17 protein-coding genes are annotated in these 16,574 nt (G+C 39.0%); 9 read left to right on the forward strand and 8 right to left on the reverse strand.

All coding sequences use genetic code 11. The annotated features are described in order from the left end of the window. Window positions 1-44: 44 nt before the first annotated feature. Entirely contained in the window at window positions 45-470 is a 426-nt protein-coding gene (locus MKY45_RS07880; protein ID WP_341172815.1) for a hypothetical protein, read from the reverse strand. 952 nt (window positions 471-1,422) lie between these two features. Here MKY45_RS07880 and MKY45_RS07885 point away from each other — a divergent pair. Continuing rightward, entirely contained in the window at window positions 1,423-2,745 is a 1,323-nt protein-coding gene (locus MKY45_RS07885; RefSeq protein WP_193064999.1) for a replication-associated recombination protein A, read from the forward strand. Window positions 2,746-2,962: 217 nt separating this feature from the next. On the opposite strand, the gene MKY45_RS07890 is transcribed toward MKY45_RS07885, so the two are convergent. Next, on the reverse strand, window positions 2,963-3,667 hold the full coding sequence (locus MKY45_RS07890; protein WP_193064998.1) for a phosphatase PAP2 family protein: 705 nt from the start codon (window positions 3,665-3,667) through the stop codon (window positions 2,963-2,965). 195 nt (window positions 3,668-3,862) lie between these two features. On the opposite strand from MKY45_RS07890, the gene MKY45_RS07895 reads away from it, so the two are divergent. Next, entirely contained in the window at window positions 3,863-4,876 is a 1,014-nt protein-coding gene (locus MKY45_RS07895) for an NADP-dependent oxidoreductase (RefSeq protein ID WP_042532850.1), read from the forward strand. A gap of 138 nt (window positions 4,877-5,014) precedes the next feature. After that, a complete protein-coding gene (locus MKY45_RS07900) occupies window positions 5,015-5,212 on the forward strand; it encodes a hypothetical protein (RefSeq protein WP_042532852.1) in 198 nt (65 codons plus the stop codon). A 66-nt stretch (window positions 5,213-5,278) separates the two neighbouring features. Here MKY45_RS07900 and MKY45_RS07905 read toward each other — a convergent pair whose 3' ends face one another. The 3 genes from MKY45_RS07905 to MKY45_RS07920 all read right to left on the reverse strand — a co-directional run bounded on the left by MKY45_RS07905 (window position 5,279) and on the right by MKY45_RS07920 (window position 7,595). Beyond that, the gene (locus MKY45_RS07905; protein ID WP_193064997.1) at window positions 5,279-5,695 is read right to left on the reverse strand and encodes an NUDIX hydrolase; all 417 of its coding nucleotides are present in this window, start codon (window positions 5,693-5,695) and stop codon (window positions 5,279-5,281) included. A gap of 76 nt (window positions 5,696-5,771) precedes the next feature. Then, window positions 5,772-6,185 (reverse strand): ribosomal protein L7/L12, encoded by a 414-nt coding sequence (locus tag MKY45_RS23285; protein ID WP_413465460.1) that lies wholly within the window; start codon window positions 6,183-6,185, stop codon window positions 5,772-5,774. A 381-nt stretch (window positions 6,186-6,566) separates the two neighbouring features. After that, window positions 6,567-7,595, reverse strand: coding sequence for a YeiH family protein (locus MKY45_RS07920; protein ID WP_193064996.1), 1,029 nt, complete (start codon window positions 7,593-7,595; stop codon window positions 6,567-6,569). 116 nt (window positions 7,596-7,711) lie between these two features. On the opposite strand from MKY45_RS07920, the gene MKY45_RS07925 reads away from it, so the two are divergent. The 3 genes from MKY45_RS07925 (at window position 7,712) to MKY45_RS07935 (ending at window position 12,013) form a co-directional block, all read left to right on the forward strand. Then, window positions 7,712-8,605: a LysR family transcriptional regulator gene (locus MKY45_RS07925; protein WP_193064995.1), complete on the forward strand. Its 894-nt coding sequence runs from the start codon at window positions 7,712-7,714 to the stop codon at window positions 8,603-8,605. An 859-nt stretch (window positions 8,606-9,464) separates the two neighbouring features. Next, on the forward strand, window positions 9,465-10,352 hold the full coding sequence (locus MKY45_RS07930; protein WP_193064994.1) for a TetR/AcrR family transcriptional regulator: 888 nt from the start codon (window positions 9,465-9,467) through the stop codon (window positions 10,350-10,352). 164 nt (window positions 10,353-10,516) lie between these two features. Next, window positions 10,517-12,013 (forward strand): DHA2 family efflux MFS transporter permease subunit, encoded by a 1,497-nt coding sequence (locus tag MKY45_RS07935; RefSeq protein WP_042532862.1) that lies wholly within the window; start codon window positions 10,517-10,519, stop codon window positions 12,011-12,013. A 126-nt stretch (window positions 12,014-12,139) separates the two neighbouring features. On the opposite strand, the gene MKY45_RS07940 is transcribed toward MKY45_RS07935, so the two are convergent. Continuing rightward, window positions 12,140-12,520, reverse strand: a complete 381-nt coding sequence (locus tag MKY45_RS07940) for a hypothetical protein (protein WP_042532863.1) — start codon at window positions 12,518-12,520, stop codon at window positions 12,140-12,142. 257 nt (window positions 12,521-12,777) lie between these two features. Here MKY45_RS07940 and MKY45_RS07945 point away from each other — a divergent pair, with 257 nt between their 5' ends. The 3 genes from MKY45_RS07945 to MKY45_RS07955 all read left to right on the forward strand — a co-directional run bounded on the left by MKY45_RS07945 (window position 12,778) and on the right by MKY45_RS07955 (window position 15,000). Continuing rightward, window positions 12,778-13,632, forward strand: coding sequence for an MBL fold metallo-hydrolase (locus tag MKY45_RS07945; RefSeq protein ID WP_193064993.1), 855 nt, complete (start codon window positions 12,778-12,780; stop codon window positions 13,630-13,632). A gap of 209 nt (window positions 13,633-13,841) precedes the next feature. Next, window positions 13,842-14,447: a TetR family transcriptional regulator gene (locus tag MKY45_RS07950; RefSeq protein ID WP_042532866.1), complete on the forward strand. Its 606-nt coding sequence runs from the start codon at window positions 13,842-13,844 to the stop codon at window positions 14,445-14,447. Window positions 14,448-14,451: 4 nt separating this feature from the next. Then, window positions 14,452-15,000: a GNAT family N-acetyltransferase gene (locus MKY45_RS07955; RefSeq protein WP_042532867.1), complete on the forward strand. Its 549-nt coding sequence runs from the start codon at window positions 14,452-14,454 to the stop codon at window positions 14,998-15,000. Between the two features lie 60 nt (window positions 15,001-15,060). On the opposite strand, the gene MKY45_RS07960 is transcribed toward MKY45_RS07955, so the two are convergent. Both MKY45_RS07960 and MKY45_RS07965 read right to left on the reverse strand, forming a co-directional pair. Continuing rightward, window positions 15,061-15,627 (reverse strand): spore coat protein, encoded by a 567-nt coding sequence (locus tag MKY45_RS07960; protein WP_193064992.1) that lies wholly within the window; start codon window positions 15,625-15,627, stop codon window positions 15,061-15,063. A 115-nt stretch (window positions 15,628-15,742) separates the two neighbouring features. Beyond that, complete coding sequence (locus MKY45_RS07965) at window positions 15,743-16,177, reverse strand: YndM family protein (protein ID WP_042532871.1); 435 nt, start codon at window positions 16,175-16,177, stop codon at window positions 15,743-15,745. Window positions 16,178-16,574: the final 397 nt, after the last annotated feature.

Here is a 16,574-nt window from a genome sequence, read left to right on the forward strand (position 1 = left end):
AGTTTACTTTCTGATATCGTTTTCAGGTCAAGTGTTTTTTTATTTTATATATCCGCCTTTTTAAATTTATCAACATAATCCTTTGCTTTTTCGAAATTTGACCCGCTGCAATCCTGCACGTACTTTACAGCCTGATTCTCATCCTCATGATTTTCAAGCATATCTTTTAAATGGCTTATAACCTCCGGGTCTTCTAATTTCAGATAGGGGGAGGCCGAATTATTTACATATCTTTTTAATTCGAAGAAGCCCATACCGGTTTCTTGCCGTACATATTTCATAATTCGCAGATATTTTAAAGGCGATGCGTTATTTTTATTATCTTCAATCATCTCTGTAGCTTCTAGAATAACCTCGAAAGGATCTCTTTGTGATTGGGATGGATTGAATTTATTTCTTTTACGTAAAAATAATAAATAGATTATTCCAGCAACAATCACAATAATCAAAAAGATTTGTATAAAAAGCATATGTCATCCTCCTTCAGCAAATACTTTGTTTTATTATAGCATAAAGGCAATTAGCTTCTAATCGGAGATAAAGTTAGAACTGCAGGAGGCGCTTACGCATTTTGTTAAAACCTCTGGCAGTTAGGTTAATCGGGCTGTTCGCGGCTGTAACGAATACTTTTTCCTTGTTTTAAAAGCTTTGCAAATCGAAGAACGTTTGTTATAATAGAACAAACGTTCCTTTGGTGGTTTTGATCACTTCAAATAACGAAGACGAAAGCTTTAAAGTTTAGACCTCAACTTTCGCACCTAAGAATAAGCATATATATCTTGTTATTCTAGGATGAACATGTTCTCGATTACCATGCTTGCATTTTGGTGAAATATCCTGCCTTTTTGGAATTGATGATTGTGCGTAGCTCCGCTCCGGCCAACCACTCCGCTTTCCATGGGGACGGCTTCAGCTAACTTGAAAAGAAACCCGCTTTTCAAGTGGATCTTCAGCTCGCCCTGTTCCCATAGGAGTCTGCGTGGTTGGCCTGCGCTTTGATAGGATTCTACAGCGAATGAAGGAACTAACATTTTGATAAGTTGGACGAAATAGCAGCTTTCGCCTGAACAACCCAATCATGGCAGTATGGATATCAAATACAGGGAATCGCTTCGATGCACAGAAAGTAATCTTGGCGGAACATTTTACCATGTAGCATGAAAAATATGTTCTATCTGATTAAACATCTATTTGGTGAGGTGTTATCCATGTATAGAATATCCTACTAGCGTAGTGTTTTTCCGCAGCGGTGTTTTACACTTCACCTTCTATTCTTTGTCAAGGAAGTTATCCAAGGAACAATCAACTCCTGTTTCTATAGAGATAAAGTTACTTTTTAATGTGCGAAAGTTGAGTTTAGACGTTTGAAATAAATATAATTACTCCGTAACAATCAATTTGCTGAAATGAGAGGTGAGTCCAATGAAACAGGAATCGCTTTTTGGTGAGGATAATAAAAGAAATTCCCCGCTTGCCAGCCGTGTCCGTCCCAGAACACTGGATGAATTTGTCGGTCAGCAGCACTTATTGGCGCGGGGGAAGGTGTTGCGTGAATTTATCGAAAATGACCAGGTGACTTCGATTATTTTTTGGGGACCGCCTGGCGTTGGCAAAACAACGCTGGCTGAAATTATTGCTCATAAGACAGAATCAAAATTTATTAACCTGTCTGCAGTAAACAGCAGCATCAAGGATATCAAAAATATAATGAAGGAAGCGGAAACAAGACGCGATTTCGGTGAAAAAACCATTATTTTTATTGATGAAATACACCGGTTCAACAAGGCGCAGCAGGATGCTTTTCTGCCTTATGTCGAAAATGGCAGTATTATTTTAATCGGGGCAACAACGGAGAACCCTTCCTTTGAAGTAAATGCGGCATTGCTGTCGAGAAGTAAGGTGTTTGTTTTAAACCAATTGGAAATAGCTGATGTTGTAAATCTTTTAAGGAATGCAATAATCCATCCGTATGGATTTGGAGATAAGGATATTCATATAACCGAACAAAGCTTAGAGGCGATTGCAAAGTTTGCAAATGGAGATGCAAGGAGTGCCTTAAATACGTTAGAGATGGCGGTGTTAAATAGCGGCACAAATGCTGGAGACTTCTATATCAATGAGTCGAATCTGGAACAGCTGATTAACCGGACTTCCTTTCTGTATGATAAAAGTGGCGAAGAGCATTATAATATCATTTCTGCCCTTCATAAATCGATGCGGAACAGTGATGTGGATGCCGCGATTTATTGGATGTCCAGAATGCTTGAATCAGGAGAGGATCCAATCTATATTGCCAGAAGGCTGATTCGCTTTGCGAGTGAAGATATCGGCTTAGCTGATACACGTGCACTGACAATTACCACGGATGTATTTCAAGCCTGCCGTTATATCGGAATGCCGGAATGTGATGTCCATCTTACAGAGGCGGTTATCTATTTGTCACTGGCGCCCAAATCAAATGCCGTGTACCTAGCGCGGCAAAAAGCGAAAAAGGATGTAAAGGAATCGATTAATGAACCCGTACCTCTGCAAATCAGAAATGCACCGACAAAATTAATGAAAGAACTGGATTATGGAAAGGGTTATCAGTATGCGCATGATGAAAAAGATAAATTAACTGCGATGCGAACGATGCCGCCTTCGTTGGAGGGACAGCAGTACTATTACCCGACAGAGCAAGGAAATGAGAAAAAATTTAAAGAAAGATTGAATTATGTGAAGGAATGGCAGAAAAGGAATAATTAACAGCTCAGCTGATGAAGGGATGAAAGCTTTTCTAGCCGGAAGGAAAAAAAATAAGCGTGGTATTTTAACTAAAACCATGCTATACTTTATTTTGCGATGAGCTGATTTGCGTAAGCCGAGAGACAACGTACGATATGCAGATGTGAACTGCATGTTCTTTCGCCGCAAATTTCGAAAAGAAAGGCATCCGTATCTCATACGGATGCCTTTCTTCGTACTATCTCGCTCTTTTAAAAGCCTGACTTTGATCAGCTAAATGAAGTTTTTGGAGAAGCTGACGAAGCGGCTCCCGAATAAGTAAATAGACGCCTATGGAAATAAATACAGCAGCTAAACCATATAAAAATCCGGCAAGCACATCTGTAGGGAAATGTACTCCTAAATAAATTCTCGTAAATAATATAAAACCAATCCAAACAAGTGTGATAAAGCTGATAATTACTTTTTTCCATATTTGATAAACTGAAAGAATAAGTACCATCCCGATAAAACCATAAAAAATCGTTGTAGCTGTGGCATGTCCGCTCGGGAAGCTTTCGTTTGTTTTTTCAATAAGTTGTAAGAAGTTAGGGCGATCACGTTCAACGATTTTCTTTAATACTTTTCCGCCGATTGCTGCGCAGAAAAGAATCGTACCGCCGAACCATAATCCTTCTGCAAATTTACGCTTGAAAAAGAGGACAATACAAATAATAATTGTCATGGCGATAACAGCTTTCATGCTTCCCAGCTCTGTCATAAACATAATAAAAGCTGTTTTTCCTTCAGAAATTGTTCCCTGAATCCGCTCAATCCATGATAAATCAAAGGAACGGATCCAATTGCTTTCAAAATATACACCCCAGGCGATGACGCCGAATAATAATAGAAATATAATCCCTGCCAATAAAAAAGAAGCAGGAGTTAATCTTTGAGACTTCAAAACGCTACCCTTCTTTCTCTCTCTATTTACAATTCCCTATTTAAATTAATTGTCAAATTTTCATTGTACATAATAACAAGCTTTTTTGCATGGAAATAAACAAAAAGTTATGTTTAATCTTTTAGAGAGAAAGGAAAAGATACATAAAGGTTAATTTTTATTTTGTTAACAGTAAAGATGAAGGAGGAAATAAGGATGACACAAGAACAATTAATACTACAAGAGCGTCCAAATGGGCTGCCGGATGAAAATACATTTCAATTTAAAAAGGCAGAAATCGGTAAACCTTCAGAAGAAGAGCTGTTGCTTAAAACGTTGTATGTATCGGTAGACCCCTATATGCGCGGGAGAATGTCTGATGGTCCATCCTACGCAGCTCCTTTTGAAGTAGGGGAACCATTAAAGGGCGCAGCAGTAAGCCAGGTGGTCGAATCCAACAGCAGTAATTTTGAAAAGGGCGACCTGGTAACTGGTACGCTCGATTTTCAGGAATACAATGTGGTCAAAAATGATAAGGTGAGAAAGGTAACTACAAAAGGAATGAGTCCATCAAGCGCTCTAAGCGTGTTGGGAATGCCTGCACTCACCGCCTATTTCGGCATGATGCATATTGGCGAGCCAAAAAAGGGAGAGACCGTTGTTGTATCGGGGGCAGCAGGAGCTGTCGGACAAATCGCGGGACAGCTAGCTAAGAAAGAAGGAGCACGAGTGGTAGGCATTGTCGGATCAGAGAAAAAAGCTGCTTATATTACAGAAACACTCGGGCTTGATGCAGCTGTTGAATACAAAAAAGGAAATGTCAGTGAGCAGCTGAAAGAAACATGTCCAGATGGAATTGACGTCTATTATGAAAATGTCGGCGGTGAAATTTCAGATGCTGTCTGGCCGTTATTAAATGTGTTCGCCCGTGTACCTGTATGCGGCGCGATTTCTGCCTATAATTTAGAAGAAGGAGAAAAAGATATTGGCCTGCGCGTGCAGCAATTCCTTATTAAATCACGTGTGAAAATGCAGGGCTTGCTGGTAGGAGACTTTGCCGACCACTATGATGAAGCCTATCAGGCACTGGAAGAAGCAGTTTCTAATGGTGAATTGAAGTTTGAAGAGACCATTCAAGAAGGATTCCATTCGATTCCAGATGCGTTTTTAGGACTATTTTCCGGAGATAATATAGGGAAGCAGCTGGTAAAAGTTGCTGATGCAGAATAAGTTTACAGAGAAAGCCGCTTGATTCATATGTTCTAAGCGGCTTCTTTTAAAAAACTAGATTTGTTAAGAAAGAGGTAATGATGGAAAGGCTATCATATTTTCCGGGATGGATTTCTGATTTAATGGAGGTGGACTGCTATGAATACTTTTAAAAATAAACGTTATTGGATACTTATGCCGCCGTCTTTACTCATTTCTATTTCTTTAATCATCTTTATACCAGAAAATAAAGGAATGCTCTATGCGTTTGTAGTCATCGCTTTATTTTGGATTGTGTATTATACATGGACGTATTATGCAAAGAAAAACAGCAGGAACAAGTCAGATAGTCTATAAGGTCATTATTATAAATCACAGTCCCTAAGAAATCATATCAACATGTATCTTTAAAAAAGTCTTCTGCTAAAAGATATAATCTAAGTAATCCCCATGCCCTCGGACGAGCTCTGTTTCGTTTGGAGAAGAAATCCAAAAGTAGCGGAAGGTCAGTCCTTTTTCTTCCCCGCCACCTGTTGGCTGATACTCCCATTCATCAAGAGACTCTGTTACATATATCTCATAAAAAAATCTCTGATGAACAGCCCCATCATCATTTTTCCAAAAATCTTCTGCAATCAATGTTTCGACTTTGAAATTTTTTAATCCTGTCTCTTCTTTGATTTCCCGAATGACCGCTTCTTCTGTTTCTTCTCCGTCTTTCACGGTTCCTTTAGGAATTTGTACGCCGGCTGCTGGATTAGAATGCCGGAAAACAAGGACTTGTATTTTGTCTTCTTTCCGTCTTGTTATATAACCGTATACTTTTTGGATTGGAATCACAATCACAGCTCCCTTACCTCCGTATAACTGGCTGCGTTTCTATTTTGACAGCAGAAAACAGAGTCTCTCTGCGGATTTACATCTCTTCATTCTTTTTGACATTGTCTACAAAATCCTTTGCTTCTTTTAAGCCCAATCCAGTCTGTTCGCGAACGTATTTTATTGTTTTGATTTCCCCGGTGCCAGATTGAAGCATTTCTTGGACTTTTTCCTTAAGGTCGGAATCTGCAATGGGGCTCTTCATTTTATAGTTCCCCTCAACTAAATTTTTCGCATCCTCCAGTCCAAGCCCGGTTTCGATACGTACATGCTTAATCAATTTAATTTTATTTTCTCCTGATTCCAACCTCTGCTGAACTTCTGGGAGTATCGCTTCTGGAGACTTCAGCTCTCTTCCTTGTCTGTCAGCGGGTTTATTTCTGTTTCGCAACGTTGACAGGTAAATAAGTGCAAGACCAATAACAACAATTAGAATAAATTCCGTGGACATGTGTCTTTACCTCCTATGGCTTTGTTTATTCATTTATCATAACATGAATCATTATAATCCATAATTCATAGTAAGCATTTAGTTAACGTTCTATAGAAATCATTATAAAATAGGCAATAATTATATGGGAGAAGAGCAAAGAACATTTAAAGACGAATTAGAAATAAATCCGGGAAAATACGTTAGATTCCCTAATCAGTTTGAAGTGAGTGATTACGATATCATGGAAAGCTTTATTCTATGGGGATAATGAATACAGGCAAATTGCCATTAATTGGTGTGAAGAAAATGAGCTGGAATATGTTGGGAAAAAGGTGATCTCCTGATTGCAATAAAAACGGCTCATATAATCTATGATAGAGTCGTTTTTATTACACGTATTCAAATAATAAAATAAGCAATAATAGAAAGAAAAACAGATGTAACAGTCACTGCCAGCAACGGTTTTAAAGCCTTTGACCGCAAGTCTTTCAGGCTGACATTCAATCCAAGCCCGACCATAGCTGCTGTCAATATCCATGTGGTTGCTGCGGAGATTCCTTCCATCATATTTTCAGATATAGGGATGGTGTGTCCAAGCACATAGCTGCCAATAAGGCTCATCAGGATAAAACCAAGCAGAAACCATGGAAAATCAACCTTATTTTGTGTTTGAGAACCGCTTGTTTTGATTTTCATTATATAAATAAGAATAAAACAAAGAGGAATAAGTAAAAATACACGTCCTAATTTAGCAAGTAATGCAATGGCTAATGCATCTTCTCCGGCCGGCTCTGCTGCAATAGCAACATGGGCAAGCTCATGCAGGCTGATTCCCGACCAAATTCCATAATCCAAAGCGGTTAATGGTAAGACAGGACGCAATAATGAATATCCAAGTGCGAAGACAGTGCCCATCATTGCAATAATCCCGACGCTGATAGCAATATCTTCATCCTTTGTCTTCATAATTGGTGCTGCAGCTGCAATGGCGGCAGCACCGCAAACTCCTGTCCCGATTCCGAGCAGAAGCGAAATATTTTTATCTGCTTTGCATACCTTGCCAAGCCAGATCATCACACTGATTGCAAACAGAATAATAAACGCATCACGTACAAGGAGTCCGAGCCCATCATGCAATATGGTATCGATGTTTAGTTTTAATCCATATAAAATGATAGCGAAGCGGAGCAGATTTTTAGATGAAAACGTAATTCCAGAACGCAGCGCTTCCGGATAACCAAAAAATTGTCTGTAAATGATGGCGATAATGATAGCACAAGCGAGCTGCCCAGCATGGTTAAAGCCAGGAACTTTTGCTAAGAAGAACCCGAGCAAGGCAATAAAAAAGGTAAATACAATACCGCCAATCCAGTTTTTTGCAGAATTTAAGCGCTGTCGTTTTATTCGATGTGATGCTTGTGAAGTCATAAAAGCACCTCCTTCTTATAGCATAGCCAACATAAATGAATAAGGAAAATAATTTATTATAATAAATAGGATAAGTAAATTGTTATAATAGAAATGAGAGGAAAGAGGGTGAAGGGATGGATAAGCATTTGCAAATATTTATAACCGTTGCAGAAAAGCAGAGTTTTTCCAAAGCGGCGGAGGAGCATTACATGACCCAGCCGGCGGTCAGTCAATATATTCGTACATTGGAGGAGAGTGCAGGCATACGGTTATTGGAACGCAGCAACAAATATGTTCGTTTAAATAAAGCTGGAGAAATTGTTTATCATTACGGGAAGGAAATACTGGGCTTATATACAACCATGCAGCATTTAGTGGATGATTTGATGAATAGAGCGAATGGACCCTTGGCCATTGGAGCAAGCTACACTTTTGGGGAATATGTTTTACCAAGGATTATTGCTGACCTGCTGGAAATACATCCGGATATCGAACCAGCTGTGACGATTGGGAATACAGCTGAAATAGCGGATTTGGTTGCAATGCATCAGCTGGATGTAGGAATAATAGAAGGAGAATTTAACAGGAAGGACATGATGATTGAGGAATTAGCAGAAGATGAAATGGTTATCGTTGCTTCGACAGAAAATAAGCTGTTCCATCAAAAAGCGAAAATAGAGCTAAGTGACTTAGCAAATGAAACATGGGTTGTGCGCGAACATGGTTCAGGTACGAGAGCGGCGACGGAAAATTTTTTTCAAAAGGCGGATATTCAGCCTGTCCGATTGATGCAATTTAGCAGTACCCAATCAATCAAAGAATCCGTTGCGTCTGGATTAGGTATTACACTGCTTTCGAAATGGGCGATTCAAAAAGAAATAAAATATGGTGATTTGAAGATATTGCCTATGGAAGGTTTTCCTTTTACACGTGCGTTTTCCATTATTACGAAATCGCCATTCCAAACAAAAACCTTGGAGATTTTTATAGAGCGGTTGCGAAGCAGTAAACTGCTGCGGATATTTTAGTTTCTTGCGGATATATTTAAATCGATTCATTCAACTAAATATTCAATGAGAGATACAAAACCTCCCGTTGATTAACGCTGCATATTAAGGAGTCATACTGACAAAAGTATGGCTCTTTTTAAATAAATTATTCACTTATGAATACTCCCGCGACTTCATTTCTAAAGAAATTTGAAGTGTGGGTTTCTGGGGTGTCGACTTTCAAGATGACGATTAACCGCCAGTGGAGTTGACACATCGGTGTGCTAAAAACACCCAACCCCGCTAGCCTATTGGTCCTGCCTCCTGAGATTACGTTTCAGCCTATATGAGGTTCACACGTTTGTGTGTCCTGGCTGCCATGTTTGGCTTGAACATTTTACGTGGCAAAGCAACGATTCTCGCCACAACCTGCTATGTTCAGTTTTCAAAGAGCGTCTTTCAAGAACATTATACCATGCAAACTTATGTTCGTAAATACAAAAAAGCAATTCACCTCCCATCTACTCATTGGGGTTCACCCTGCATATTCCAACGTACAAATGTTTTCGATGGGACGAGTAATCGCAGTCCCAGGATGTACTAGTGCAGGCGTTGCAACAACTCTTTTCGATGGGGTGAGTAATCGCAACCCCAGGACGTTGCGACGTTAGCCTGCCTTGAGGTTGGGAATCCTCTCGCCTAATTATGATAGAACTGAGTAGTTGACAAAAAACCAATTGGTCAATTATAATATGTCAGTGACTTAATAGTACTAATTTGACTTAGTGGTCATATGTATGGAAGAAAGCTAACGGTAATATAATCTAGTTGATTTTAGGAAACAGGGATATCAGAAAGCAAAAAGTGGAAGAGATGTATTTTAAAAAGGGGATAAATAATGGATAAAAAAGAAGAAATTATGCAATCCGCAATTCATCTTTTTTCTAAAAAAGGATATGCTGCTACATCGGTTCAGGAAATTGCTAATGACTGCAGAATTTCCAAAGGGACATTATATAATTTTTTTGATTCAAAAGAAGATTTATTGATACAGGTAATCCGTCACAATCACCGGAAAATGCTGGAGCAGGCTGAAAATCTCAATCTGGATGCCTCCCTGCCTCCAAAAGAAAAGCTGATTCAAAAGGTGGTTGTACAGTTTGACGGGATTCGTGAAAATAAAGATTACTTGAGTATGTTACTGACTGCATTGCCTCCACATGACAATCCGAAAATTTCTTTGCTTATGAAACGAATCCGAATCACGATGATGAATTGGTATAAGGATTGCTTTATGGAGGCTTATGGAAGCCAAGTAGAGCCGTACATCTGGGACCTGGCACTGATGTTTCAGGGGACATTAAAAGAGTATACTTCCTTGATTTTTCGAGATCACAAGGAGCTTGATTTTGAAGATGTTGCCCGTTTTGTTGTGGAGCGGTTTGATACGATTGTGCAGCATACAACAGAGGCAGAACCTGTGTTGACACCTTTGGAAATGAAAGAATACGAGGCTTTTCAAGCAGACCTGGAACCGAAATCTCCAGAACAGCAAATCAATCAGCTTTTGGAAGAACTGGAGAAGAAAATAAAGAAATCGGCGCTGTATGATGAGGAAAAAGAAGAGTATGCTGCAGCCGTACAATCTTTACAAGCAGAAATCCATGAAAAGAAACCCAGAACGTTTTTGGTTAAATCATTACTTTTGTTTTTAGCTGAGATAGAAGAATGTCAGCCGCTTGTGCACCGGATAGAAGTATTTTTAAAAACATTGCAGACCGTGTAGCCGTTTTTAAAAACGAAGTAGATAAGAAGAAAGGATTGGAATGTGATTTTTTTAACATTCTTTTTCTTTTGTGATGCGGAATAAGTGAAGCTGTATCTTCCAGATCAATGACTGGAATTAGTTGAAAAAAGAATTGTAAAAGAAATAGGAGATGAGAAAGTATTATGGCTGAATCAACAATGAACAATATAAAAAAGGGGCCCATTCTTGCTGTTATCATTTTGGGCGCATTTGTATCGCTCTTGAATCAGACATTGATGAATGTAGCATTGCCTTCAATAATGGAGGATTTAGATATTGTAGAAAGTACAGCACAATGGATTACGACAGGGTTTATGCTGGTTAATGGGGTGCTTATTCCGATTACGGCATTTTTAATGGAGAAATTTTCAACAAGACAGCTGTTTTTAACAGCAATTAGCTTATTTGCGCTGGGAACATTAATTTGCGGGATTGCACCAGATTTCCCTATATTGATGGCGGGACGTATTATTCAGGCAGTCGGCGCAGGGATTATAATGCCGCTATTAACAACCGTGGTTCTGGCACTGTTTCCGGTTGAAAAACGCGGAGGAGCGATGGGGATTATTGGTATTGCGATTATCTTCGCGCCAGCGGTCGGTCCGACGTTATCCGGTTTTGTAGTAGAACATTACTCATGGAGATTACTATTCTATATCATTTTCCCAATTGCTGTTTTAACAATTATTCTTGGAGCTATTTTCTTGAAAAATGTTACAAAACAGACCTTCCCGGATATTGATGTGATAGCAGTTATTCTATCTACCCTTGGGTTTGGCGGTATTTTATACGGCTTCAGTACAGCGGGTACAAACGGATGGACAGATGCAACAGTAATCACAGGATTAGTTGTCGGCTTTGTTGGATTAATTTTATTTGTGTTACGTGAATTAAAGGCAGATGTCCCTATGTTGGATTTCCGAGTGTTCAAGGACCGTATTTTTTCTCTGACCACGGTGATTAATATAGCAATTACGGTAGCTATGTTTGCTCCAATGCTGCTGATTCCGCTATATTTACAAAATGTCTTAGGTGTCAGCCCGATGAACTCCGGTTTGATGTTGATGCCGGGAGCGGTAGTAATGGGGATTATGTCGCCGATCACTGGTAAGGTGTTTGATCGAATTGGTGCACGTCCGCTTGCTGTTTTCGGTTTAGCGATAACTGTCGTAACAACCTATTTATTTACACAGCTTACCGATACAACAAGCTATTCGTACCTGATTGTCATTTACACCATTCGTATGTTCGGCATGTCTATGATTATGATGCCTATTATGACGGCTGGATTAAATCAGCTGCCGCAAAGGCTTCATCCGCATGGCACGGCTATGGTTAACACAGTCCGTTCTGTAGCAGGAGCCATAGGTACGGCATTTTTAGTAACAGTTATGACGAACCAGGCTAAAAACAGTATAGAAGGTATTATTGCAGATAACCATTTTAATCCTGCAAACCAGCAGGATATGCTGCATGCAGCTAACCTTGCGCAAGTTCAGGGAATCAATGATGCCTTTATGGTATCTACGGTATTTGCAGTTATCGGGTTGATTTTATCATTCTTTATTAAACGCGGCAGAACAACGCAGGAGGAAAATCCAGAGTTGCAACAGGATAATCTTGTACAGGAAAAAGCATAATCTAAATAAAACCAGGGTGCTGTTCGAAAAATGAACAGCACCCTGGTTTTATTTAGGAAAAAATGTTTCTTAATATAAAAGAATTTTCGTCATAAAAAAATGGATAAGATAATTATCCAATCCATTTTAGAAGCTATATGTATTTTTTGTTTTTCCTGCATAAAGGGTTACAAAAATACTTGTAATACTTAAAATCGTTCCGATGATTGCTGTAATCGTAACGGCCGCACCCGTCGATGCAAAAAAGCTTCCCAAAATAAGCCCGGTAAAAGAAATGGCAATCAAGGCTTGATAAATTGCTGAAATAGTTCTTACCACCACATGATGGAAGAATGATAAAAGAAGGGGCGGTAAAAATAACACGACGACCATCCCTATGGAAATAAATAAACCGCCAAGATCATCATAGGAAATGGTATTGGGACCTGTCGGCTGCCGCGCAGCTAATAAAATACAGACGATTGCACTCAATAATGTCAGAGCAATCATCAAAATCTTTTTAGACATGGTAAAACTCCTTTCTCTGTTTTAATATAACATATTTTTTAAAAAATTCGATGGTTCAGCCTCGGTTGATTTTTGTTAAATAATGGAAAATCTTAGCAGAGAAAATAATTATTAAAACGCATTGCCCAGCAGGACTGCTATAAACCTTTATCCAGAAAAAATGTAAAAATCTTTCACCAAAAGGGATAAAAATGTAATGCAAAGGAAAGGTATCTATATATTCATTCAAATGATGACATATTAGGAGGAGATAAAAAATGGATCAGAACCTTTCTTACGGAGCGGATTATAAATATATTCCGGCCACGTCTGTGAACAGCGGTGCAGGTACAGAAGTTTTGTCAGACATCTATTGTCATACTATCCAAATTGTTAATATTTGTTTCGTGCAAGATCCAGAAACAAAAAGCTTTGTGTTGATTGACGCGGGTATGCCGAAATCAGCGGATAAAATTATGGCTGTGACAGAGGAACGCTTCGGCAAGAACAGCAGGCCAAAAGCAATTATTTTAACACATGGTCATTTTGATCATGTAGGGGGACTGGTTAATTTAGTGAAGCATTGGAATGTCCCTGTCTACGCCCATAAGCTGGAGCTTCCATTCCTGACTGGAAAAAAGAGTTATCCCGAGCCGGATCCGAGTGTGGAGGGCGGGCTGGTTGCTAAAGCTTCTTCCATGTTTCCTAATGAGCCCATTGACATTGGAAGCAGTATAGCGGAGCTTCCGGCTGATGGAAGTGTGCCGGAGATGCCTGGCTGGAAATGGATACACACCCCAGGACACTCTCCGGGACATATTTCCTTATATAGAGAATCCGATCGAATACTGATTGCTGGAGATGCTTTTATTACTGTGAAACAGGATTCCTTATATAAAGTAATGGTACAGGACAGAGAAATACACGGACCGCCGAGATATTTTACAACAGATTGGGAAGCAGCAAAGAAATCGGTTCAAACGCTGGAAGCCTTAAAACCAGCAATAGCAATAACGGGGCACGGAGAACCGATGTACGAGGAGGAACTGTCTGAAGGACTGAAGAAATTAGTAAAAACATTTGATCAGACAGCTGTTCCTGATTTCGGGAGATATGTGGACGATGAACAGTAATAGCGCAGAGGGCTAATTAGAGAATGAAATACGGTTATTAAAAAAAGGTTGCTGGATTATATAATTCAGCAATCTTTTTATATGATCACGCCATCTTTCTGGCTGAACAAAAAGCAGTATAGCTCGAATTTGAAAATATACAACAGTGTCGTTATAATAAAATAAACGACACTGTTGTATATTTTAATGATTGTAACCGAGGTGATTCGATGCCTAAAGTAAGTGAGGCTTATAAGGAAGAAAAGATAAGGAACTTGGTTCAAGCTGCGAAAAAGGTCTTTATCAAGAAAGGTTATGTGCAAACATCGATGCAGGATATCATGGATGAAGCAGGTATATCAAGGGGAGCAATGTACCGTTATTTTAATAATCTGGAGCATGTTTTTTTGGAAGTGTTGAGAGAAGACGACCAAAAAGATGTGGCGTTTTTTGAAGTCTCAAATGACGAACAGATTTGGCCGCAGATTCAGCGATGGCTGGAAATGCAGCAGCAGGTTATTGAAAATATCAATCAGTCTTTGCTTCAGGCAAAAGCCGAATTCTTTTTAACCTCGCAACAGCATAAAGATGATTTTTCTTATGTATCCCAGCGTTACGATGAAATAACAGAAGCGATAGAAGAAGTACTGATGCTTGGCGAACAAAAGAAAGAATTTCAGCTGCAGCAGTCACCAGAGCGAATTTCCAGATATATGATTTCTTTTTTGAATGGACTGATGCTCGATACTTTTCAGCTGGGGATGAAACAAACAAAAGTACAGGAACAATTATCCATTCTGTGCTTTACTTTGGAAAAATTACTATATAAGGAGTGATTGCATGTTATTTGAATCTGCAAGGCTTAGATTGAGAAAGATGACCAAAGAGGATACAGAGCTTTATCATAAATGGAGAAATGATGTAGAGGTCATGCATTCAACCAGTCCTGCTTTAGATGTATATCCAATAAAAGCTACCGAGGATTTTGTAGAGTATGCTATTTTAAAATCGGACACGTCAAAAGGGTATATGATGGTTGATAAGCAAAAGGATACGGCTATTGGGATTGTCTCTCTCATTCACATGGATCATAAAAACCGGAACGCAGAATGTATTATTGATATTGGTGAGAAAGCATATTGGGGAAAGGGCTACGGGGCAGAAGGGATGGAATTGCTGCTTGATTATGCTTTTCTTGAACTGAATCTGCACCGGATATCCTTACGGGTGTTTTCCTTTAATCAGCGGGCAATTCATCTATATAAGAAGCTTGGTTTTGAATTGGAAGGGAAAAGCAGAGAGGCTCTATTTCGGGACGGGAAGTGGTACGATATGATTCATATGGGAATTTTGCAAAGAGAGTATTTTGAGAGAAAAAAGATAGTGTAGCCGTTCGTTAAAAAATCAGGAGCGAGAAACTGGAAGTCTGCTCCTGGTTTTTAATTGTTTTTATAATTGAGGCGGCTGCTCAACTGGCTGGTAGATAGAAGCTATCGTCTGAATAGCATAATCCGGTGCGGCCATTAATGGGTAATAGCCTTTTTTTGTCATATACTGCCAAACCTCGTAAGCATGGTGATTGCTGTTCAAAAAGGCATGTTCCAAAAACGTTCTTAAATCCGGGTTAGCGCATTCTACAGAAGCATTACCATAATTTTTTGCAGAACTCTTCTGATTAAGCAGATAAGCTGTAGCAATTTCACGGTCGGTATGCTGCTGTACTTCTGTTCGCGGCGTTGCAGCAGGAAATTCTGAAATGGGAGCCTGCGTGTAGGATGCTAACATCGGATTTATTTGAGCAGGCTGAAATTTTGTAATATCCGGTGTTGTTTCGCTTTGAACAAATTCTACTTTTAGATTATAGTCTTGTACATGTAACGGGAAGTGCCTTTGTAATAATTCCTTCAATTCAGGGTCTTGGGCTTGATTAATAAAGCCTGCCATGCAAGATATTGTATTATAACACCCTGCAATCAGCTCGCTTAGCTCATGTAATTCATGAGAGGCTAACTTCATGGGAATCACTCCTTATTATTTTCCTATTTCTCTTATGCTTTGCCGTTAGACTTAATTTATACTTTCAGGCGTTGACGGGAAAAACTTGCAAAAATGATAAGGCCGACATAGTTTTTTATTTGTTTTTGTCTTTTTTAGCATAAAATTCTTCACTTACTTCTGTTTGCAAGCTATCCGAATTAATGTGGTTCTCCTCTCCATCTACATGATCAAACACAAAATTACGCAAATATCGATGATAAAAAAGTTCACTTATTGTAATTAGAAAAGCAGCTATTAATGCCGCTCCATCCACAGAAAGTGCATTGTCATACAGTAAAGCGCCAATTCCCCAGATGCCGATATAAGCAAGTGCAAAATCACCTACTGCAGCTGCTATGCTCCCTATTCTGGGAAGAATCAGCATATCACCTGCAAATGCAACGGCAGTTAAAATCAAACTGGTTATCATCAAGCTGCTGAAAGAAATTTGAAAAAGCAAACCTAAAGTGACCCATAATATTCCTGTTGTCAGAACTAATTTAATGAAGAATGCTAAAACGTATTTCATCTAATCACCTTCCTTTCCATTTTTATTATCAGAGTCTCATTCATCAGAAAAAATCTCCTGCTCAATGAAGTTCGCCTTTATTAATAACTGTATTTTGCTCTCTAATCCTAGTGTTTATGCAGTAACTCGGTATATTTCATAACAAGTACAGCTTATTTGTCTCAGTCAAAGTGTTTCTTTTATTGTGATTCAGTTGGTTTAGAATTCGCTCGAACGTGGTATATTAAACCAATTCATTTTGTACGCTGTCATTTTTGGCGGAATTTTCTTAACTTTGATGCGTCATTTTTTGATTTTTTAGTACCCCTTCTTTTACAATTATCGACTTGCTGATTATCGGAATATTAATTTTGTTGGAATTGAAAACTATAGACCGGCAGACTCCTGCTATATAACG

It is taken from the genome of Oceanobacillus sp. FSL K6-0251, from assembly GCF_038004725.1.
GTDB classification, from domain to species: Bacteria; Bacillota; Bacilli; order Bacillales; family Amphibacillaceae; genus Oceanobacillus; species Oceanobacillus oncorhynchi.

Excerpts from the sequence above, each read along its gene's own strand:
- MKY45_RS23285 (WP_413465460.1), bottom strand. The coding sequence starts at position 6,185 with ATGTCCACGGAATTTATTCTAATTGTTGTTATTGGTCTTGCACTTATT.
- MKY45_RS07965 (WP_042532871.1), bottom strand. The coding sequence starts at position 16,177 with ATGAAATACGTTTTAGCATTCTTCATTAAATTAGTTCTGACAACAGGA.
- MKY45_RS07960 (WP_193064992.1), bottom strand. The coding sequence starts at position 15,627 with ATGAAGTTAGCCTCTCATGAATTACATGAGCTAAGCGAGCTGATTGCA.
- MKY45_RS07925 (WP_193064995.1), top strand. The coding sequence starts at position 7,712 with ATGGATAAGCATTTGCAAATATTTATAACCGTTGCAGAAAAGCAGAGT.
- MKY45_RS07900 (WP_042532852.1), top strand. The coding sequence starts at position 5,015 with ATGAATACTTTTAAAAATAAACGTTATTGGATACTTATGCCGCCGTCT.
- MKY45_RS07920 (WP_193064996.1), bottom strand. The coding sequence starts at position 7,595 with ATGACTTCACAAGCATCACATCGAATAAAACGACAGCGCTTAAATTCT.
- MKY45_RS07945 (WP_193064993.1), top strand. The coding sequence starts at position 12,778 with ATGGATCAGAACCTTTCTTACGGAGCGGATTATAAATATATTCCGGCC.
- MKY45_RS07935 (WP_042532862.1), top strand. The coding sequence starts at position 10,517 with ATGGCTGAATCAACAATGAACAATATAAAAAAGGGGCCCATTCTTGCT.
- MKY45_RS07930 (WP_193064994.1), top strand. The coding sequence starts at position 9,465 with ATGGATAAAAAAGAAGAAATTATGCAATCCGCAATTCATCTTTTTTCT.
- MKY45_RS07895 (WP_042532850.1), top strand. The coding sequence starts at position 3,863 with ATGACACAAGAACAATTAATACTACAAGAGCGTCCAAATGGGCTGCCG.
- MKY45_RS07940 (WP_042532863.1), bottom strand. The coding sequence starts at position 12,520 with ATGTCTAAAAAGATTTTGATGATTGCTCTGACATTATTGAGTGCAATC.
- MKY45_RS07950 (WP_042532866.1), top strand. The coding sequence starts at position 13,842 with ATGCCTAAAGTAAGTGAGGCTTATAAGGAAGAAAAGATAAGGAACTTG.
- MKY45_RS07955 (WP_042532867.1), top strand. The coding sequence starts at position 14,452 with ATGTTATTTGAATCTGCAAGGCTTAGATTGAGAAAGATGACCAAAGAG.
- MKY45_RS07880 (WP_341172815.1), bottom strand. The coding sequence starts at position 470 with ATGCTTTTTATACAAATCTTTTTGATTATTGTGATTGTTGCTGGAATA.
- MKY45_RS07885 (WP_193064999.1), top strand. The coding sequence starts at position 1,423 with ATGAAACAGGAATCGCTTTTTGGTGAGGATAATAAAAGAAATTCCCCG.